The 17575-nt window shown below is 62.6% G+C and carries 23 protein-coding genes; 15 read left to right on the top strand and 8 right to left on the bottom strand.

Annotation, left to right across the window (positions count from 1 at the left end):
• The 4 genes from B3M53_RS08220 to B3M53_RS08235 form a co-directional block, all read left to right on the top strand.
• A partial coding sequence (locus B3M53_RS08220; protein ID WP_286800068.1) for a ferritin-like domain-containing protein occupies positions 1-183 on the top strand: 183 nt, incomplete at its 5' end.
• Between the two features lie 169 nt (positions 184-352).
• Positions 353-1162 carry a ZIP family metal transporter gene (locus B3M53_RS08225; protein ID WP_273021303.1) on the top strand — a complete coding sequence of 270 codons (810 nt, stop codon included), beginning with the start codon at positions 353-355 and terminating at the stop codon, positions 1160-1162.
• Positions 1162-1809, top strand: a complete 648-nt coding sequence (locus tag B3M53_RS08230) for a ZrgA family zinc uptake protein (RefSeq protein WP_273021301.1) — start codon at positions 1162-1164, stop codon at positions 1807-1809. Before B3M53_RS08225 ends, B3M53_RS08230 begins: the two co-directional genes overlap by 1 nt.
• Positions 1810-1875: 66 nt before the next feature.
• Positions 1876-2418 (top strand): DUF3299 domain-containing protein, encoded by a 543-nt coding sequence (locus tag B3M53_RS08235; RefSeq protein ID WP_273021299.1) that lies wholly within the window; start codon positions 1876-1878, stop codon positions 2416-2418.
• 215 nt (positions 2419-2633) lie between these two features.
• Here the strand turns inward: B3M53_RS08235 and B3M53_RS08240 are convergent, their stop codons facing one another.
• The gene (locus B3M53_RS08240; RefSeq protein WP_273021297.1) at positions 2634-3176 is read right to left on the bottom strand and encodes a GNAT family N-acetyltransferase; all 543 of its coding nucleotides are present in this window, start codon (positions 3174-3176) and stop codon (positions 2634-2636) included.
• A 5-nt stretch (positions 3177-3181) separates the two neighbouring features.
• Positions 3182-4654 (bottom strand): sodium/proline symporter, encoded by a 1473-nt coding sequence (locus B3M53_RS08245; RefSeq protein ID WP_273021296.1) that lies wholly within the window; start codon positions 4652-4654, stop codon positions 3182-3184.
• 157 nt (positions 4655-4811) lie between these two features.
• Between B3M53_RS08245 and B3M53_RS08250 the strand changes: the two genes are divergently transcribed.
• Together B3M53_RS08250 and B3M53_RS08255 are read left to right on the top strand one after the other, a co-directional pair.
• Positions 4812-5756 carry a DMT family transporter gene (locus tag B3M53_RS08250; protein WP_273021294.1) on the top strand — a complete coding sequence of 315 codons (945 nt, stop codon included), beginning with the start codon at positions 4812-4814 and terminating at the stop codon, positions 5754-5756.
• Positions 5753-6901, top strand: coding sequence for an aromatic ring-hydroxylating oxygenase subunit alpha (locus B3M53_RS08255; protein ID WP_273021293.1), 1149 nt, complete (start codon positions 5753-5755; stop codon positions 6899-6901). Before B3M53_RS08250 ends, B3M53_RS08255 begins: the two co-directional genes overlap by 4 nt.
• Before the next feature lie 4 nt (positions 6902-6905).
• Here B3M53_RS08255 and B3M53_RS08260 read toward each other — a convergent pair whose 3' ends face one another.
• Positions 6906-7529: a TetR/AcrR family transcriptional regulator gene (locus B3M53_RS08260; protein WP_022701338.1), complete on the bottom strand. Its 624-nt coding sequence runs from the start codon at positions 7527-7529 to the stop codon at positions 6906-6908.
• A 195-nt stretch (positions 7530-7724) separates the two neighbouring features.
• On the opposite strand from B3M53_RS08260, the gene B3M53_RS08265 reads away from it, so the two are divergent.
• A complete protein-coding gene (locus B3M53_RS08265; protein ID WP_028284715.1) occupies positions 7725-7931 on the top strand; it encodes a twin transmembrane helix small protein in 207 nt (68 codons plus the stop codon).
• On the opposite strand, the gene B3M53_RS08270 is transcribed toward B3M53_RS08265, so the two are convergent.
• A complete protein-coding gene (locus B3M53_RS08270; RefSeq protein ID WP_273021292.1) occupies positions 7928-9025 on the bottom strand; it encodes a serine hydrolase domain-containing protein in 1098 nt (365 codons plus the stop codon). The genes B3M53_RS08265 and B3M53_RS08270 overlap by 4 nt on opposite strands.
• Before the next feature lie 164 nt (positions 9026-9189).
• Between B3M53_RS08270 and B3M53_RS08275 the strand changes: the two genes are divergently transcribed.
• The 4 genes from B3M53_RS08275 to B3M53_RS08290 all read left to right on the top strand — a co-directional run bounded on the left by B3M53_RS08275 (position 9190) and on the right by B3M53_RS08290 (position 12513).
• On the top strand, positions 9190-9765 hold the full coding sequence (locus B3M53_RS08275) for a cob(I)yrinic acid a,c-diamide adenosyltransferase (protein ID WP_273021290.1): 576 nt from the start codon (positions 9190-9192) through the stop codon (positions 9763-9765).
• Positions 9766-9923: 158 nt separating this feature from the next.
• The gene (locus B3M53_RS08280; protein ID WP_022701334.1) at positions 9924-10532 is read left to right on the top strand and encodes a YceI family protein; all 609 of its coding nucleotides are present in this window, start codon (positions 9924-9926) and stop codon (positions 10530-10532) included.
• 288 nt (positions 10533-10820) lie between these two features.
• A complete protein-coding gene (locus B3M53_RS08285; protein ID WP_022701333.1) occupies positions 10821-11570 on the top strand; it encodes an electron transfer flavoprotein subunit beta/FixA family protein in 750 nt (249 codons plus the stop codon).
• A 1-nt stretch (position 11571) separates the two neighbouring features.
• Positions 11572-12513, top strand: coding sequence for an electron transfer flavoprotein subunit alpha/FixB family protein (locus B3M53_RS08290; protein WP_273021286.1), 942 nt, complete (start codon positions 11572-11574; stop codon positions 12511-12513).
• A 77-nt stretch (positions 12514-12590) separates the two neighbouring features.
• Here B3M53_RS08290 and B3M53_RS08295 read toward each other — a convergent pair whose 3' ends face one another.
• Positions 12591-13292: a CPBP family intramembrane glutamic endopeptidase gene (locus B3M53_RS08295; RefSeq protein WP_273021284.1), complete on the bottom strand. Its 702-nt coding sequence runs from the start codon at positions 13290-13292 to the stop codon at positions 12591-12593.
• A 126-nt stretch (positions 13293-13418) separates the two neighbouring features.
• Between B3M53_RS08295 and B3M53_RS08300 the strand changes: the two genes are divergently transcribed.
• Together B3M53_RS08300 and B3M53_RS08305 are read left to right on the top strand one after the other, a co-directional pair.
• Complete coding sequence (locus B3M53_RS08300; protein WP_022701330.1) at positions 13419-13922, top strand: hypothetical protein; 504 nt, start codon at positions 13419-13421, stop codon at positions 13920-13922.
• A 5-nt stretch (positions 13923-13927) separates the two neighbouring features.
• Complete coding sequence (locus tag B3M53_RS08305; RefSeq protein WP_028284713.1) at positions 13928-14167, top strand: helix-turn-helix domain-containing protein; 240 nt, start codon at positions 13928-13930, stop codon at positions 14165-14167.
• A gap of 59 nt (positions 14168-14226) precedes the next feature.
• Here the strand turns inward: B3M53_RS08305 and B3M53_RS08310 are convergent, their stop codons facing one another.
• From B3M53_RS08310 to B3M53_RS08320, 3 genes are all read right to left on the bottom strand, one after another.
• Positions 14227-14799, bottom strand: coding sequence for a hypothetical protein (locus B3M53_RS08310; RefSeq protein WP_160093230.1), 573 nt, complete (start codon positions 14797-14799; stop codon positions 14227-14229).
• Positions 14796-15296: a hypothetical protein gene (locus B3M53_RS08315; protein ID WP_273021281.1), complete on the bottom strand. Its 501-nt coding sequence runs from the start codon at positions 15294-15296 to the stop codon at positions 14796-14798. The genes B3M53_RS08310 and B3M53_RS08315 overlap by 4 nt, the downstream gene beginning before the upstream one ends.
• A gap of 70 nt (positions 15297-15366) precedes the next feature.
• Positions 15367-15960: a TlpA family protein disulfide reductase gene (locus B3M53_RS08320; RefSeq protein ID WP_286800069.1), complete on the bottom strand. Its 594-nt coding sequence runs from the start codon at positions 15958-15960 to the stop codon at positions 15367-15369.
• Positions 15961-16017: 57 nt separating this feature from the next.
• Here B3M53_RS08320 and argH point away from each other — a divergent pair, with 57 nt between their 5' ends.
• A complete protein-coding gene (gene argH / locus B3M53_RS08325) occupies positions 16018-17472 on the top strand; it encodes an argininosuccinate lyase (RefSeq protein WP_273021279.1) in 1455 nt (484 codons plus the stop codon).
• Positions 17469-17575: LPS translocon maturation chaperone LptM (gene lptM, locus B3M53_RS08330; RefSeq protein WP_286800232.1), on the top strand; the 107-nt coding region annotated here is incomplete at its 3' end. The genes argH and lptM, both read left to right, overlap by 4 nt.

Below are 17575 nucleotides of genomic sequence, written 5' to 3' on the forward strand. Positions count from 1 at the left end.
TACAAGGACGCCATCGCGTATTGCGAACAGGTCGGCGATTACGGCAGCCGTCAGCTGTTTGATGAAATCCTGAAATCTGAAGAAGAGCATATCGACTATCTCGAAACCCAGCTCAGCCTGATCGAGAAAGTGGGCGAAGAACGCTATATGCAAAGCCAGATGTCGCCCGGCGAGATGGGCTGAGGCTGTCATTCAATCCAGACTTTGAAACGCCGCCCCGATTGGGCGGCGTTTTCGTTTTCAGACCCTGCACGCCCTGCCCAAGGGGCGTTCGTACAGCCAGCACGCTTGCTCCTCTGAACAGGAGCCGCTATCAGAGTGAAACAATATAACACTCAGGTGTCCCGCTTCCGTGTCTGCCGCCTATCTCCTCACGCTCAGCCTTGGGCTGACCGCCGCGCTTGTCTGCGCCCTGGCGCTGGTGCTGGTACATCGCGCCAGCGGCTTTACGCGCGCCAATGCGCCCCTGTTCGCCGCCTTCTCTGGCGGCGTGGTGGTGACGCTCGCCCTGGTGCGGCTGATCCCTGAAGCGCTGGCCCTGCATCCCTATGCAGGATGGCTGGTGCTGGCCGGGTTCGGCTTCGGGCTTGTGCTGCACGTCCTGGTGGGCGCCACCATGCAGACGCAGACCACAGCCGGCCGCATGCGGGCGCTGGCGCCCGTTCTGGCGATCGCCGTGCATTCCACCCTGGACGGGACCGTCTACGCCGTCACCTCCGCCATTGATCCCTACACGGCGATCAGCACGGCGACCGGTCTGATCCTGCATGAAATGCCTGAGACGCTGATCTGCTTCTTGCTGCTTCAGCGCGGCGGCTTCTCTGATCGCGCCGCCACCGTGTTGGCGTTTCTGGCGGCGGGCGCGACCACCCTTTTATCCGCGGTCATTTCAGGCCCGTTCGCCCTCAGTGTTGACCCAGCTTTGCTGGGCATGCTGTTCGCTGTGGTCGCGGGTCTGCTGCTGCAGGTGGGCGCCTCGCATCTGTTGGGGGAAACCGCGCAAGCAGGCTGGCTCAAGGGCTTGAGCGCCGTTTTCGCGGGCGCCGGCGTCGCCGCCATTATGACGCTGGGTCATTCAGACGGGCATTCCCATGACTCCCATGGACATGGGGCGTCGATCCTGCCTGACTTCCGATATTCTCATTCCCAAGGAGACCGCTGATGCGTTTGGGTATCTCATGCCTCACCGCCTGCCTTCTGTCTTCAACCGCTCTGGCGCAAAGCGCGGACCCGATGCGACAGCTCGGCGCGCACGTGCATGGCGCGGCGCAGCTGGCGGTCGCCGCAGATGCGGACGGCGCCGTGCTGGCCGAGCTGACGACGCCTGCGTTCAATCTTTATGTCTTCGAACACGCGCCCGAGACCCCTGAGGACCAGGCCGTGGTCGCGCAAGCGGCGCGCACTCTGGCGAGCCCCTCCATGATCGCCTTGTCCAGCGCCGCACAATGCACGCTCACAGGGACGCAAGTCGGCGGCGGCCCCGCCGAAGCATCCAACGACCATGACCATCACCATGAGCATGAGCATGAGCATGAAGCTGATCATGAGCCCATGCATGAGGATGCATCCGCCCCCCACGATCACCATGATGATCATAGTCACGACGACCATACGAACCATGGCCATGCCGACGTGGTGGTGAGCTGGACGTTTGATTGCGCCCGCCCCGAGCGCCTTACAGAGGTGGACCTGTCAGGCCTGTTTGAGGCGTTCAATCCGTTTGAAACGGTGGAAGTTCAGTACTTTGACGGCGCACGCGCCGCAGCCCAGGACCTCACCCCGGCCAGGCCGGTTCTGCGTCTGGACTAAGACGCGCACTCTTTTCAGCCTCGTAACTTGCGCTTGAGCATCAGCGAGCGCATTTTGCGAGGCATGATGCGCAAACTTCTTCTCTCCGCCTTTGTGGCTGGCGCCGCGCTGACCGGCGCGACCGCAGCCGTTTCCATGGACCGCGCCGAAGCGCAGTCCACCCCGCAATTCCTGGACCTGTCCTGGGCCGATTTGTTGCCCGAAGGCGAAGCCGAGCGCATCGCCCAATTGCAACAGATGCAGGCGATCCAGAACGGCATGGACCATTTCGGCGCCGACCGGATGCCGCAGGTGCAGACCTTCAACACGGTGGACGCGCTGGACGGTCAGATCGTGCGCCTGGGCGGCTATGTGTTGCCGTTTGATTTCACCGGGTCGCAGGAAATCAGCCGCTTCTTGCTGGTGCCCTATGTGGGCGCCTGCATTCACGTGCCGCCGCCGCCGCCCAATCAGCTGGTCTATGTGCATGCTGAAGAGCCCATTCGAATTCAGGGCTTATGGGATCCGGTCTACGTCAAAGGCGTGATGCACACTGATCGTCATGACAATGATCTGGGCGACACCGCCTATACGATCGAGCTGACAGAAATCCTGCCCTACGAAAGCTAGGACGCACGCTTTCGTGTGCGCCCGTCCCAATTTCGGCGCCGTATCGAACAGTTCCGGACACAGAGTTCCGCGAACGTGTAATGGCTGAGCTGCACGCTCTTTGCGTGTACCAGCTTGGGGCTCGTCTTGCGTGTACCAGCGCGGCACACAATCGTCAGAGGGGGGCGATCGAAGCCTGCGCGACCGCTCGGCGGGTCCCACCCGCGCCCGTGTCCTTACGGAGCGGCGGGCCGGTCCCTCCAGTACAGCGTCACGGGCGTTCCGCTCAGATCGGCAGTCTCCGCGCGCCCGAAGCCCAGCTTCTGCGCCACCCGGATCGACGCGGTGTTCTCATCTTGAATGATGGCGCAGGTCAAAGGCGCCTTGAGCACATCATCCGCCCAGCCCATCACCGCACGCATGGCTTCGGTCGCATAACCGCGGCCATGAAAGGCCGGTGAAATGACATAGCCGGCGTCCGGCACGCCTTCGATGGAAGGGGTCATGTCACGTTTGAAATCAGCCAGCCCGGCCTGCCCCACAAAGCGGCCGGTTTCGCGCTCGATCACGGTCCAATAGCCATAGCCCAGCAAGGCCCAGAGGCCCGGAAAGCGAAGCAGCCGCGCCCAGCTGTCGCTGCGGCTCGACGGCTTGCCGCTGATATAGCGCACGACGCTTTCATCACCCCAGAGCGCCGCGCTGGGCTCAAAATCCTCATACAGCGTTTCGCGCAGGATCAGACGCTCGGTAGTCAAGGTCGGGCAAGCGGTCGCGGTCATTGACGTCAGCTCCGGGACTGGCGGAAGGTGAAGAGGAGGACGAGCGGGATCACCCAGGGGAAGATCCGCTCGAACGGATCACCGGGCGTGCTGGCCAGGCGCGATAAAAGCGCCGGAAGACCGCCCAACGCCTCACCATTGACCTGTCCAAAGACATAAAACACCACCGTCAGCGCAAAGCCGGACACGATCGAGGCCAGAATGGCCAGCCCGCGCGGCTCCACCGAGCAGACGCGCATCAGGATGACAGGACCGAAGGCTGCGCCCAGCGCCGACCAGGAAAACAGCACCCGATCAAAGATCGACGCGGGCAGGCTGAGAGTGAGAGCCACGGCCAAGGCGCACAGAGCAGACATCACCGAGCGACTGATCAGCATTTCGCGGCCCGGAAAACGCTGCGCCAGCCCCAGATCATTCACCGCCGCCGCCGAGGCTGCGATCAGCAGCGAATCCACGGTGCTCATCACCGCAGACAGCACCGCAGCGATCACGATCCCCGCCAGCACCGCAGGCAGAACCATGGCTGCAATCTGGTAAAACAGCGCCTCGCCGTCCGCAGCGTCCATGACGAGCGCCCGCCCCGAAAGCGCCAGGATCGCCATGCCGGCGTGAACGATCACGCCCCAGCCGATGGCGATCGCGAAACCGCGCTTGCGCGCCCTGTCATCACGCACCGCCATCAGACGCGCCAGCAGATGCGGCTGGCCAAGCGCTCCCAGTCCGATTGAAGCGAGCCCCGTCGCAAAGCCGATAAAGGCGAACAGACCACGCCCGCCCATGGGATCCAGATAGGCGGCGGGCATGGTTGCGGACAGCGTCGTCCAGACACCGTCAATCCCGCCAGCACTGATTAGCGCCAACAGCGGCAACACCACCGAGATCACGGCCATGACGCCCGCTTGCAGGGTGTCAGTCAGCGACACCGCCCAGAAGCCGCCCATCAGGGCGTAAATCAGGATGACCCAGGCGCCCAGCAGCACGCCTTCCCAATGAGTGAGGTTGAACTGGCTTTCAAACGCGATCGCCGCGGCGCCGAACTGGGCGGCGATATAGACCATGAAGGTGAGCAGAACGAGCAGACCCGCCAGGCTCCGCACCCAGACTTTCCAGCGCCCGGCGCCCGCCGCCATGTAATCGCTGGCGGTGATGTGTTTGTCCTGTGCCGACGCTGCGCGCAGGCGCGGGCCGAAAAACAGCCAGATGACGGCATAGGCGCCCAGAATGCCTGGCACCATCCACAGGGCCGACACCCCCTGATCATAGACAAAACCGGTATACCCCAGCAGCACCCAGGCCGAAGAGGTGGAGGCGGCGTAGGACAGGCCCGCCACCCACGGTCCCATCTTGCGGCCGCCCAGAAAGAAGTCGGTTTCATCATGGGTGAAGCGCGACGCCAGCACCCCGATCGAAATCAGCCCCAGCTTGTAAGCGATCAGTGTGATCAACACGACGCCGGCGGTCGATCCAAGATCATCCATGCGTATCCCCCATCTCTTATGACCGACTATGCAAACTCAAAGCGCTGGCGCACAGCCCCTTTCTGCGCCGCAAGCGTAAAGACAAAACTGGACAAGCCCCCAACCGGTCCAGCAAATGGCCTGATCTGATTGCGCTCTCTCTGTCAGGCGTTCGCCCATGCCGGTTTCCTCGTCTACGCGCCTGCAAGTCCCCGGCGTCGTCGTACTGGCGATTAGCGCCGCCATTCTGGGATTCGCGTCCATTCTGGTGAAAGCGTCAGACCTTGGCCCGCAAGCCATCGCCTTCTGGCGTTTGTCGCTGGGATTGCCGCTGCTCGCGGCGCTGCTGGGCCGACGCCTCTGGGTACGGCGACGCGCAGGCGAACCGCTCCAGCTCAAACCGCCGGGCTGGCGCGCCCTGGCGCTGGCGGGCGTCTTCTTTGCCGGCGATCTCGCCTTCTGGCACGCCGGCATCAAGATCACCACCGCCGCCAATGCGACCTTGCTGGCCAATCTGACGCCCATTCTGGTGGCGATCGCCGCCTGGTTCCTGTTTCAGGAACGTCCCACGCGCGGCATGTTCGTCGCGGGCGTACTGGCGATTTTGGGCGCGGTGTGCCTGGCGGGCGGCAATGTGCGCTTCGCCCCTGAACGGGTCAGCGGAGACATCCTCTCCGCCCTGACCGCGATGTGGTACGCCGCCTATATCCTCAGCATCCGCGCGGCGCGCAAGGCGGGCGCTGCGACGGTTGAGGTCATGTTCTGGTCCGCTTTCGTGGGCGCGCCCATCGCGCTTCTGGTGGCGACCGGTTTCAATGAACCGCTCTTGCCGCCGGACCCGTCAGGCTGGTGGCCGCTGCTGGCGCTGGCGCTGATCGTTCATGTGGGCGGTCAGGGCGGGGTCGCCTATGGGCTGGGCCACACGCCCGCCGCCCTCGCCACCTTGATCATCCTGATCCAGCCCGTGGTCTCCGCCTTTGCAGGATGGGTTTTGTTCGGCGAAGCCTTCACACCCCTGCAATGGATCGGCGCCGCGCTGGTCATGGTCGGCGTTTACGCCGCACAACGCGCTGGCGTTCAAGTCTCGACCCCGGGCGCAGGCGCGGCTAAACCCGACCCATGACCGACACCGCCGCTTCCGCCTCCGCCAGCGCCCCGGGCGCCTCGTCCACGCCCAAGACCGGCGACGACCCGTTCCGCGCTCTGGGCGGCCCGCTGATCCGCGACATCTGGTATGTGGCGATGACGTCTGACGAGCTGAAAGCCGGCAAGCTCTACAAGAAGAAGTTCCTGAGCGAACCCATCGTCATGGGGCGCGACGGGCGCGGCGCGCCCTTCGCCTTGCGCGATCTGTGTCCGCATCGGGCCGTGCCGCTGTCTTCAGGCCAGATGCTGGACGAGCCCGATGGCGGCAAGACCGTGGAATGCCCCTATCATGGCTGGCGCTTCCGCACGGATGGCGGCTGCGCACATATTCCGTCACTGGTGGAGGGGCAGCCCTTTGACCTGAGCAAGATCCAGGTGCGCAAATACGCCCTGCGCGAACAGGACGGGCTGGTCTGGATCTATATGCCCACCGACCCGGCGGGCGAACCCGACAGCGAACCGCCGCGTTTTGAGAACATGGTGCTTCACAAGGGCCAGAGCGAAGGCAAGGTGAAGTTCGTCCAGCGCGCCGAACTGGCCTGTCACCAGGACCACGCCGTGATCGGCCTTCTGGACCCGGCCCATACGCCCTTTGTGCACAAGAGCCCGCTCTGGCGCAGCTCCAAAACGCTGAAGGAAAAAGAGAAGCATTACGCGCCCAGCGAGTTGGGCTTCACCATGCTCTCTCACAAGCCGGTCAATTCCTACATTTACAACATTATCGGCGGCGAGATCCGGGTGGAGATCCAGTTCCTGCTGCCCGGCCTGCGCTCGGAATCCATCCGCAACGAGAAGTACGGCTTCATTGGGCTGGCGGCGATCACGCCGATTGATGAAAATCTGTGTGAAATCCGCGAGATCATGTACTGGGACGTGCCGATCCTGAACCTGGTGAAGCTGATCGCCCGTCCCTTCACCCATGCCTTCCTGCAGCAGGACGCCCGGATCATGAAGCTCCAAGGCGAAGGCCTGTCCTATGATCCGCCGCTGATGCAGATCCCGGACGCCGATACGCTGATGGTCTGGTACCGGCGGCTCAAGCGCGAATGGATGAGTGCGAAGGCGGAAGGCCGGGCGTTCAAGAACCCCGTCAAACCCGCCGTCCTGCGTTGGAGAACCTAGACGCCTAGCGCGTCAGAATTCCCTCGATCACCAGGCGGACGCGCTCCTCGAGAGACACCATGGGACGCTCTTCATATTCGCTGCGGCGCTTGGCGCGCATCGCGCCCAGGAACTGATCGCTGAGGACAGCGATAATCGTGTCCGGGCTGACATCCTGTCGCAGCTCACCAGAGGCGATCCCTGATTCAATGACGCGTCGGATAGGCCGCCAGGCGAGCTCCATCTGGTCAAATGCAGCTTGATAGGTGGGGTCGGCCACCATCCAGCTATGGCCTACTGCGGCGGCGAACAACTCGCTATTGCGCGACTGGGCTTCAAGCATGATCTGCAACAGCGCGATGATCCGGTCAGCCAGACCGCCTGACAGCGCCGCTTCCATCTGCTCGACAGATTCCGCAATGATTTCGACTTCATTGCTCAGAATAGCCATCAGCAAAGCCGCCTTGGAGGGTTCCGCGTTCAGAACGGTCCCCGGAGACACGCCGGCTTCATCGGCGATGGCCTTGATGGTCGCCCCTTCATAACCTTGGGACAGGAAGACTTTTTCGGCCGCTTCAAGAACAGCGGCCTTCGTCGCTTCGCGCCTCATATCACGGCGCGTTACGCGGCCCCCGGCAAGATCACGCATTTCGTTCGTCCTGGCGTTAAATGCATTCATCGATTCGCGGAGTATGAGGGCTTTCCATTCAGATGAACAGGCAGCGCCTTCATTATGCCCGCCAAAGGCGAGTATTATTTATCCTATCGCGGAAGTAGTGCGACCTTCTGACTGGTCTGAGACCGCGCCATTGCCAGCTTGAGGCTTCCAGCCTACATGAGCGACATGATCACAGTCGTCGATATCCTGCTCTACATCCTGCTCGTTGTCGTCTTTGTTGTCCTGTGCGTCGGGATTTTCTCCCTGTTCAAGGGTGGAGAGTTCGGACGGTCCTGGTCCAACAAGCTCATGCGGGCGCGCGTGGCGATCCAGTTCGTCGCCATTCTGGTGCTGGTCGCCGGCTTCTGGCTGAAAAACCAGCTGGGCGCCTAGGGCGTCTCCGCCTCCAGCATGTGCGTCAGCGCGTCTCCCAGAACCGGCGACATTTGCTGAATCCGTCCATCATTGACGACAGCCGCCGCAGCGCGGCCTTGCACCGGATTGATGCGCGCCCGGATCAACCACATGGTATTGGAGCCGCTATGGCCCAGCGCGCCCTCTGAGGTGACGCCCCATCCCATGGCGTAGGCTTCCTCTCCCACTGGCCGATGCAGGGTCTCCCAACTGCGCGCACTGAGATACGGCCCGTCTTCAGCGGCCAGATGCGCCTGAAGAAAATCCAGCACGTCATCAAGGGTCATATGCGCCCGGCCCGCCGAGTTTAAAACGGGCGGGTTATCCGCTCTCTCGTCCGGCTCTCGCGCTGACAAACCGCCAAACAAGCCCGCGCCATGACCACGCGGCTGGTCATTCGCGCCCACTTCGCCCGGCGGCCCCCAGCCTGCGCTGTCCATGCCCAGGGGTGAGAACACCTCTTCGCGCATCAGCGTCTCGTAAGGCTGGCCCGCGGCCTGCTCCATCATCAATGCGGCGATGACATACCCGGCGTTGGAATAAACGAACGCGCCGCGCGGCTGGGCCGGCTCTTGCGCCAGAATGATTTCGGCGTAGCGGAGCCGGTCCTCCTGAACGTCGCGGCTGTCATCGGATCCCAGAAAACGAATCGTCGAGAACCGTCCCAGATTAGCCGGCAGCCCGGAGCGATGGTGCAGCAGATCCGCCAGCGTCGCCGGTCCGAACTCCGCACGGATTTCAAGGCCCAAGTCTGACAGCGCCTCGCCCAGCGTCGTGTCCCAATCGATCACGCCTGCTTCCACCAGGCGCGCCGCAAGCGTCGCCGTCATCGCCTTGGTGTTTGACCCCAGATGCCACAGATCGTCTGACGTCACTTGGTCTGGCGCGTCCTGACTGCGCACGCCTGCCACGGCGACGCTGCGCTCCCCATCGCGCGTCACCCACGCCACGCCTGCAGCCGGAGCGCCGCTTTCCGTGAGCGCTGAATCCGCAACTGACTGCAACTCCGTCAGCGGCTGGGCATGGGCGACCGACAGGCAGGCCAGCGCCGTCGCAGCGAACAAGACTTTCATGTCAGGCTCCTAGGTTGTGTTACGCAAAGGTGACTTTTTGAGTTCTGCCAGCCTGAAACGATCCCGTCAAGAGTAACTTCTAGGTGACACCAATGGGCGGCAGCCGCCCATTGTCCTAGTTCAGTCCGCTCGATAGTTTGCCCGTGCAATCAGAGGAGAGCGCCATGGTCCGGCTCACGAAAATTTATACGCGCACCGGTGACAAGGGCCGCACCCGGCTGGGCGATATGAGCGAGACCGACAAGCACGACCTTCGGGTCGAGGCCTATGGCGCGGTGGACGAACTGAACGCCGCGTTAGGCCTGGCGGTTTGCGGCGCAGGAGACAACCACCCGCTGACGCCTGAGCTGACGCGCATCCAGAATGACCTCTTTGATCTGGGCGCGGATCTGTGCGTACCGGACCGGGGTGAAACGCTCGACTGGGAGCCTCTGCGCATGACGCCTGCGCAGACCGACTGGCTGGAAGCGCGCATCGACGCCCACAATGAAAAGCTGGAACCGCTGGACAGCTTCATTCTGCCCGGCGGCGCGGAATTGTCCGCGCGCCTGCATCTGGCCCGCACCATCGCCCGCCGCGCCGAACGCCGGACCGTCGAGTTGGCGAGCCGGGGCGACGTCGTGGGCGCGCCGGCGATCACCTATCTCAACCGGGTGTCTGATTATCTGTTCGTGGCGGCGCGGATCGCCAATGATGACGGCGCGCGCGATGTGAAGTGGATTCCCGGCGCGAACCGCTGACGCTCGAAAACGCCGCCCGCTCACCAACTCGTGAAGCGTTTCCATTCCGGAAACAACGAAATTCACGCCAGACGGGTAGCAATAGGCGGGCGCCCCTCCCTATGTATCAGCGTGCGGCCCGTCGCCGCAGTTACGCAGTTCACATATAGGGACAGAGCATGATGAAGACCGCATACGCCGCCGCCTCGCTCGCGGCCTTCCTGGGCGCCGCCGCACTCACCCCCTCAGCTTTCGCTGATCCGGTCGAGTACGAGTTTGACAAGACTCACACTGCGATCCGCGCGACCTGGACCCATCTGGGGTTCTCCCATCAGGCCATCCAGTTCACCGATTTCGACGGCGTTCTGATGCTGGACTTTGAAGAGCCTGCGAACTCCACTGTGGACGTGACGTTCAATCTTGCAGACGGCTTCTGGGTTGGCGCAGATCAGGACCGTTTCGTGGGCCATCTGAGCTCGCCGGACCTGTTCAACATCGCCGAATATCCGACCGCGCGCTTTGTCGCCACCGGCTTTGAAACCGAGGATGGCGAAACCGGCCAGATGATGGGCGATCTTACGCTGCTGGGTCAGACCCATCCGGTGACCCTGGACGTTACGCTGAACCAGCGCGGCCCGAACCCGTTCTCCGAGACCCCCACTGCAGGTTTCACAGCCACCGGCGAGATTCTTCGCTCGCAATGGGGTCTGGGCTACGCGGCCCCGGCTGTCTCTGATGAAGTCCGCATCGAGATCAACACCGAGCTGACCGTCGTCACTGAAGAATAATCAGCCAGAAGCGTCTTGTTTCTGATGGCGCGATCAACGGCCGGCCTCCATCGTGAGCGCCGGCCGTTTTCATGTCCGCTCCCCGCAGGGTGAGGCGGCTGTCGCAGGTTCCGAGTGCTGCGCTGCAACGCCTTGTCCGGACCTTGCCGCATGCCGCGTTGACTTATGGGGGTGGCAAGGGCAGTTTCCGCGCCTAAGTTCAAGCCTGACCATAGTCGGCGCCAGGTCTCGGGAGCAATCGGCTCCCTCGCGCCGAGCAGTTCAAACGAAGAGAAACCGGAGCCGTCGATGAAGATCCTCGTCCCCGTCAAACGGGTAGTCGATTACAACGTGAAGGTCCGCGTCAAACCGGATCAGACCGGGGTCGACCTGGCCAACGTCAAGATGAGCATGAACCCCTTCTGCGAGATCGCTGTCGAAGAAGCGATCCGGCTGAAGGAAAAGGGCGTCGCCGAAGAGATCGTCGTGGTCTCCATCGGTCCGGCCCAGGCTCAGGAGACGATCCGCACTGCGCTCGCCATGGGCGCGGATCGCGGCATCCATGTGACCACGGACGCGACGGTTGAACCGCTCGCCGTGGCGAAAATCCTCAAAGGCGTGGTGGAAGCGGAATCCCCCGAGCTGGTCCTTCTGGGCAAGCAGGCGATTGACGACGACGCCAACGCCACCGGTCAGATGCTCGCCGCACTGATGGGCTGGCCGCAGGCCACCTTCGCCTCTGAAGTCGAGAAAACCGATTCCGGCTTCAAGGTGACCCGCGAGATTGACGGCGGTCTGCAGACCCTCGCCATTCCGTCCCCGGCGATCATCACCACCGATCTGCGCCTGAACGAGCCGCGTTACGCGTCTCTGCCCAACATCATGAAGGCCAAGCGCAAGCCGATCGACGCCAAGACCCCGGACGATTTCGGCGTGGACATCACGCCGCGCCTGGACGTGGTCAAGGTCTCCGAGCCGCCCAAGCGTGAAGCCGGCGTCAAGGTCGAGACCGTCGCAGAGCTGGTCGACAAGCTGAAGAACGAAGCGGGGGTGATCTAAAATGACTGTTCTGGTTATTGCTGAGCACGACAACGCGGAACTCAACGACGCCACGCGCGCCGCTGTGACCGCGGCTTCCAAAATGGGCGGCGACATCCATGTGCTGGTCGCCGGCAAGGGCGCGAGCGCTGTTGCTGACGCCGCCGCCAAGCTCGACGGCGTCTCCAAGGTCCTGCACGCGGATTCCGACACGCTCGAGAAGAAGCTCGCCGAAGCCATGGAAGCCGTCGTGGTCTCCATCGCTGGCGATTACGACGCCATTCTCACCCCGGCGACGACCGTGGGTAAGAACTTCATGCCGCGCGTCGCCGCCAAGCTCGACGTGATGCTGATCTCCGACATCACCGCTGTTGAAAGCGCCGACACCTTCGTGCGCCCGATCTATGCGGGCAATGCGATGCTGACGGTGAAGTCCAACGACGCCAAGAAAGTCATCACCGTGCGCCCGACCACCTTTGAAAAGGCGGGTGATGGCGGTTCGGCGTCCGTAGAGAGCCTCGACGCGCCTGCGGCTTCCGCCAACTCCGAGTTCGTCTCCGAAGAGCTGTCCAAATCGGACCGCCCCGAGCTGACCGCCGCCAAGATCGTCATCTCCGGCGGTCGCGGCATGGGCAATGGCGAGAACTTCGCCATTCTCGAAAAGGTCGCCGACAAGCTCAACGCCGCCGTCGGCGCCTCGCGCGCCGCTGTGGATGCGGGCTTCGTGCCGAACGACTATCAGGTCGGTCAGACCGGCAAGGTCGTCGCGCCTGAGCTGTACATCGCCGTTGGCATTTCCGGCGCGATCCAGCACCTGGCCGGCATGAAGGACTCCAAGGTCATCGTCGCGATCAACAAGGACGAGGAAGCTCCGATCTTCTCCGTCGCCGATTACGGTCTCGTCGCCGACCTGTTCCAGGCTGTGCCCGAGTTCGAAGCCGAGCTGGGCAAAGTCGGCCTCTAAGCCGCGGCTTCAGCTGAAAACAGAAAACCCCGGAAGCCGCGCTTCCGGGGTTTTTTGTGCTTTCTACCCGCTGAGCCCTAACCAGCCGAGGCCGCGATCATGCTCACCGTGTTGATCAGCCCGTGCGCGATGACGACCGGCAGGAGATTGCGTTTACCGAACAGGAACAGCAATCCCATCAGGAAGCCCACAATGCCGGTGACCACCAGGCCATAGAGCCCTTGAGAGGGCATATGCATCACGCCGAAGGCCAGAGCGATCACAAGGCTCGCCGCGACCCCGGCCCGGCGGGTGTCTCCCAGCGCCCGCATCAGCGTGTTCATCAGAAAACCGCGAAACAAGAGCTCTTCGCCAAAGGCGGCGTTGATCCACATGACCGCCAGAGAGAGCGCCAGACTGAGCTGGGCGTTCGGTCCCTCCACGAGAAGCGAGGACGCGCCTGCTGGGGGGCTGATAAGGCCGACGGCGCTCAACAGGGAGACGGGCAGGGCCACGCCCGCAAAGATCACCACCCCTCCGACAAGGCCGGTCAGCCCACCCTTGAGGATCGAGCGCGGACGCGACAGCCCCAGACTGTCCAGCGCACCCCGGCGCTTACACACGAACCCCATCACCCCAAGCGACAGGATCAAAGACGCCCAGACGCTCCAGGAAATGGCGTAACCGCCTATGGCGGCATGCCCGAGGGTGAATTTGAGGGCGTAGCCCACAAGGAAATAGCCGCCGATGATGGCGACTATGCTCAAAGCCGCTTCGCGCAGCTGAACCTGACCGTTCATGTCTGATCTCGTTTTTCTGTTCGACACAACCAACCGGCTGTGCGAGCTTGCCTCGCATCTCTTTGCCAGATTGCGATTTCTTTAAATCGCATTTAAATTTATGTCAATCGGAGTTGGATTTCCAGCATGTCTCGGTCACGTCTTTTGCAAGCGGGCATTCTGCTTTGGGCCGCGCTCGTCCTGCTCGCGCATCTGTCGTACTGGTTGGGCGCCGCGTTCAATCTCGACAGCAGCTGGTTCCAGGTCGTCTACAGCCTTGGCGCGTCTGGCCCGCACGTTGGCCTGAGCGATTTCATCCTGACGAGTCTGACCACAGCGGCGCTACTGACCGTGCTCTGGCTATTGCGGGGCGCGGTCCGCGCCCTCGATACGGCGCAGGAACGACCCGACGCCGTCATCAGCGCGATCACCCGGCTGGCGCTGGGTCTGGCGGTCTATGCCGGACTGAGTGTGGTCGGGGACGTCCTGCTCGCAAGTCTCGCCAACTGGCGCGCGGGCGCTGTTGGCATCGCACTCGTGCTGGACATGCAGTCCCTGACTTTTCTTGCGATCAGCCTTGTATTGTTTCTGGTCTGCCGTGAGCTCAGACGCGGGCAGGCCGCCCTGTCTGAAAACCAGCAGTTTCTGTGACCGCCATGCCCCTGATCATCAATCTCGACGTCATGCTGGCCAAACGGAAGGTGAAGTCCAAGGATCTCGCCAAACATCTGGGCCTGACCGAAACCAGCCTGTCCCTGTTCAAGTCCGGCAAGCTGAAGGGCATCCGGTTCAAGAATCTCGAGATGATGTGCGAGTATCTTGACTGCAAACCCGGCGACATTCTCGATTACGTGCCCGGTCCCTCCGAAGCGCCTTCCGACACGCCCGAGGACTAGACGCTAAAGCGCCGAGAACGCGCGCTCGACCGGCCAGCCTTCTGTTTCTGGACGCCAGACTACAGATCGGCCGGCTCGACCATCCCGTCATCCTCGTCTGGCGCAGCTGCGCTGAAGCCGCCTCGTCGCGCCTGTTCCAGAGTGGTCAGGTGCAGGATGTCCCGAGCCATCTGGGCGCCGATATAGGCATAGGAAATCACGCCGATCACAATGGTCATGAAGGACGCCGCCAACGCGGCGAATTTCCAACTATCGAACTCCGAGGCCGTCTCAAACACACCCATGAGCCCGCCCTCGATGATCTGGTTGAAGATCACGAGAACCGTGATGGGCGCCGTGAAATTGACGATGGCCGTATACCGGAACGCCGCCTCGGCCTGCTCCTTGTTCACAACCGCCAGTCCATTGAAATAAGACAGCCCCGCGGCCCCCAGGCCTGACAGCCCTTGCGCCAACATCTTTGACTGGTTTGAGCGCCGTAGAGCCTTCACGCGATTATTGCGCGTTCTGCCGTTGAAGCCGATCAGAGCGCCGAGATTCAACGCTGAACGAAGGATAGCCAATACACCATGCTGTTTCTGGGCCTGATCAAACAGAGCCTCAGCCGCTGCAATATCTTGTGAGTGTGTCATTGCGCCTCGAATGCTCGCTCAACCGGCCAGTCTTCGGTTTCAGACCGCCAGGCCAGGCTCGCAACTTTCCACACGCCCTCTTCGCGCGCCAGCACGATGGTGTTCACGCCGGTCGCAAAGGTCTCGCCCGTATCCGAACGGGTCGCTTCATAGGCGCTGAGAATTGTGGCGAGGCCGCCATAGACATGGGTCTGTCGACGGGTTTCAGCTTCGGTGAACCCCATCTCGGACAGACGCTCAGCATTGCGGCTGACATACTCCTCGACAGTCAGCGTCACCACGCGCTCCTCGCCTTCGGGCATGGGCGCCAGCACGGTCATCTGAGCGCCGTCCAGGAACATCGCGCGAAAATGCTCCCAGTCCCGCGGCTCCCCCACCGGACCGGATATCACCTCATAGAGCGCCTCAACGGCCTCGCCGGGCGTCTCCTGAGCGTGCGCGGGCATGACCCAGCTCAGTGCTGCGACACCCGCGCCAGCGATCAACAGGTTTTTCATGAGACCGTCCTCCCCAGACTGAAAACCTCATTGGGGACGCTCTATCGCGCAAAAGGCAAGTGAATGCGGGTTAATACCGCTCCAGCGCCGCCTCGATCAGGGCGTAGGCGTCCGGGCTGTTCCATTCCGCCTCGCCCGCGACGCGGCCGATCTCGACGCCGTTGCGATCATACAGAATGGTCAGCGGCAGGCCGCGATTGGCGCTACCCATGACACCGAAGGCGATGCTCATGCCCGGATCAAAATAAAAGTTCAGATGATCGAGCTCATACTCTTCGAAAAACGCCTGCGGCTCTTCGATCCGACGATCCATGGAGATGGTCACCACCTCAAAATCATCTGAGCCATACGCCCCCTGCAACTCATTGAGATAGGGCATTTCGACGACGCAGGGCGCGCACCAGGTCGCCCAGAAATTGACCAGCAGGATCTTGCCGCGCATGTCGGCCAGGGTGATCTCATCGCCTTCGCCGGTGATCAGCGTGTTGCGCGGCTGCTCGGGCGCTTCAGGCACGGTGCGAAACTTTGACATTTCGCCGGTTGCAAAACTGTCGAGCGGACCCTGGGTGGAACTGACAAGAGTGCTGGAAATGACGTATAGGATGCCAGCAACGCCAATCGCGCCGACTGTGAGAATGCCTGTTTTCAAACTCGGCGCTTTCATAGCGACCCTCTTTCCTACCGGTTCCGCTTCAGAACCCCGCCCAAGGACGCATCGCCCATGACCGAAGATGTAAAATCCCAGAACGCAAAAGCCAGCGGCATCTGGGGCGGCCGATTTAACGCCGGACCTTCCGCCGTGATGCAAGCGATCAATGCGTCTGTGGACGTGGACAAACGACTTTTTGAACAGGATATCGCCGGATCCCTCGCCCATGCCCGGATGTTGGCCGCCTGCGGTGTGATTTCAAGCGAAGACGAACATGCCATCTCGTCCGGCCTCATCGCCATCCGCGACGACATCATCGCCGGTGAGTTTGAGTGGAAGCCCGAGCTTGAAGACGTCCACATGAATATCGAGGCGGCGCTGAGAGAGAAAATCGGCGCGCCTGCGGGACGACTTCACACCGCACGGTCGCGCAATGATCAGGTCGCCACCGATTTCCGGCTGTGGCTGCGCGGCGCGCTCGATGACGCCGCCCAGGGCCTGCGCGCTTACCAGGAAGCGCTGGTCAAACAGGCCGAAGCCCATGCCGACTGGGTGATGCCGGGCTTCACCCATCTTCAGACCGCGCAGCCGATTTCGCTGGGCCACCACCTTCTGTGCTGGGTTGAAGCCGCCGAGCGCGATCGCGGCCGGCTTCTGGACGCTAGCGACCGTTTGAACGAAAGCCCGCTCGGCGCAGCCGCCTTGGCGGGCACCGCCTTTCCGATTGATCGCAGCATGACCGCGGCGGCGCTCGGCTTTGATGTGCCGATGGCGAACTCGCTGGACGCGGTCTCCTCGCGCGACTTCGCGCTGGAGGCTCTGGCCGCCGCCGCCATCACGGCGGTGAACCTGTCGCGCTTCGCCGAGGAAATCGTGCTGTGGACGTCGGGCCGGTTCGGCTTCGCCCAGCTGACGGACGCCTTCTCCACCGGCAGCTCGATCATGCCGCAAAAGCGCAACCCGGACGCCGCCGAGCTGGTGCGCGCCAAGCCGGGCCGGATTTCCGGCGCGCTGCAAGGCTTGATCATTGTCTGCAAGGGCCTGCCGCTCGCCTATTCCAAGGACATGCAGGAAGACAAACAGCTCGTCTTCGATGCATTCGACGATCTGGCGCTCGCCATCGCGGCGATGACCGGCATGGCGGCCGATCTGAGCTTTAATCGCGAGACGCTGGAAGCGGCGGCCGGGGAATCCTATTCCGACGCCACGGATCTCGCCGACTGGCTGGTGCGTGAGCTGGGCATGCCCTTCCGCGACGCCCACCATGTGTCGGGCTCGGCCGTGAAGGCCGCCGAAGCCAAGGGCCTGCCGCTGAAGGATTTGCCGCTGTCAGACTATCAGGCCATCGAGCCGAAGATCGACGACCGGGTCTTCTCGGTCCTGTCCGCCCGCGCCTCGATGGAAAGCCGCACCAGCTATGGCGGCACGGCCCCGGTCCGGGTTATGGAACAGGTGAAAGCTTGGCAGGAGCATTTCGAATTCGAGCTGGACCTCTATGCCAGCGGCGATGATGGAGAGACGGCATGAAACGACTGACCCTCGCCTTTCTGGGCTTCGCGGCGGCTCTGGTGCTGTCCGGGTGCGGCATTCGCGGCGATCTTGAACGCCCGCCGCCCTTCTGGGGCGCGGA

The sequence above is a fragment of the Oceanicaulis sp. UBA2681 genome, assembly GCF_002354675.1.
GTDB classification, from domain to species: Bacteria; Pseudomonadota; Alphaproteobacteria; order Caulobacterales; family Maricaulaceae; genus Oceanicaulis; species Oceanicaulis alexandrii.

Bases quoted from the DNA above. Each gene is read 5' to 3' on its own strand.
- B3M53_RS08285 (WP_022701333.1), top strand. From the start codon at position 10,821: ATGAAGATCCTCGTCCCCGTCAAACGGGTAGTCGATTACAACGTGAAG.
- B3M53_RS08245 (WP_273021296.1), bottom strand. From the start codon at position 4,654: ATGGATGATCTTGGATCGACCGCCGGCGTCGTGTTGATCACACTGATC.
- B3M53_RS08255 (WP_273021293.1), top strand. From the start codon at position 5,753: ATGACCGACACCGCCGCTTCCGCCTCCGCCAGCGCCCCGGGCGCCTCG.
- B3M53_RS08300 (WP_022701330.1), top strand. From the start codon at position 13,419: ATGTCTCGGTCACGTCTTTTGCAAGCGGGCATTCTGCTTTGGGCCGCG.
- B3M53_RS08235 (WP_273021299.1), top strand. From the start codon at position 1,876: ATGCGCAAACTTCTTCTCTCCGCCTTTGTGGCTGGCGCCGCGCTGACC.
- B3M53_RS08260 (WP_022701338.1), bottom strand. From the start codon at position 7,529: ATGCGTGATCTTGCCGGGGGCCGCGTAACGCGCCGTGATATGAGGCGC.
- B3M53_RS08270 (WP_273021292.1), bottom strand. From the start codon at position 9,025: ATGAAAGTCTTGTTCGCTGCGACGGCGCTGGCCTGCCTGTCGGTCGCC.
- B3M53_RS08280 (WP_022701334.1), top strand. From the start codon at position 9,924: ATGATGAAGACCGCATACGCCGCCGCCTCGCTCGCGGCCTTCCTGGGC.
- B3M53_RS08305 (WP_028284713.1), top strand. From the start codon at position 13,928: ATGCCCCTGATCATCAATCTCGACGTCATGCTGGCCAAACGGAAGGTG.
- B3M53_RS08295 (WP_273021284.1), bottom strand. From the start codon at position 13,292: ATGAACGGTCAGGTTCAGCTGCGCGAAGCGGCTTTGAGCATAGTCGCC.
- B3M53_RS08320 (WP_286800069.1), bottom strand. From the start codon at position 15,960: ATGAAAGCGCCGAGTTTGAAAACAGGCATTCTCACAGTCGGCGCGATT.
- B3M53_RS08315 (WP_273021281.1), bottom strand. From the start codon at position 15,296: ATGAAAAACCTGTTGATCGCTGGCGCGGGTGTCGCAGCACTGAGCTGG.
- B3M53_RS08265 (WP_028284715.1), top strand. From the start codon at position 7,725: ATGATCACAGTCGTCGATATCCTGCTCTACATCCTGCTCGTTGTCGTC.
- B3M53_RS08310 (WP_160093230.1), bottom strand. From the start codon at position 14,799: ATGACACACTCACAAGATATTGCAGCGGCTGAGGCTCTGTTTGATCAG.
- B3M53_RS08290 (WP_273021286.1), top strand. From the start codon at position 11,572: ATGACTGTTCTGGTTATTGCTGAGCACGACAACGCGGAACTCAACGAC.
- B3M53_RS08275 (WP_273021290.1), top strand. From the start codon at position 9,190: ATGGTCCGGCTCACGAAAATTTATACGCGCACCGGTGACAAGGGCCGC.
- B3M53_RS08250 (WP_273021294.1), top strand. From the start codon at position 4,812: ATGCCGGTTTCCTCGTCTACGCGCCTGCAAGTCCCCGGCGTCGTCGTA.
- argH (WP_273021279.1), top strand. From the start codon at position 16,018: ATGACCGAAGATGTAAAATCCCAGAACGCAAAAGCCAGCGGCATCTGG.
- B3M53_RS08240 (WP_273021297.1), bottom strand. From the start codon at position 3,176: ATGACCGCGACCGCTTGCCCGACCTTGACTACCGAGCGTCTGATCCTG.
- B3M53_RS08230 (WP_273021301.1), top strand. From the start codon at position 1,162: ATGCGTTTGGGTATCTCATGCCTCACCGCCTGCCTTCTGTCTTCAACC.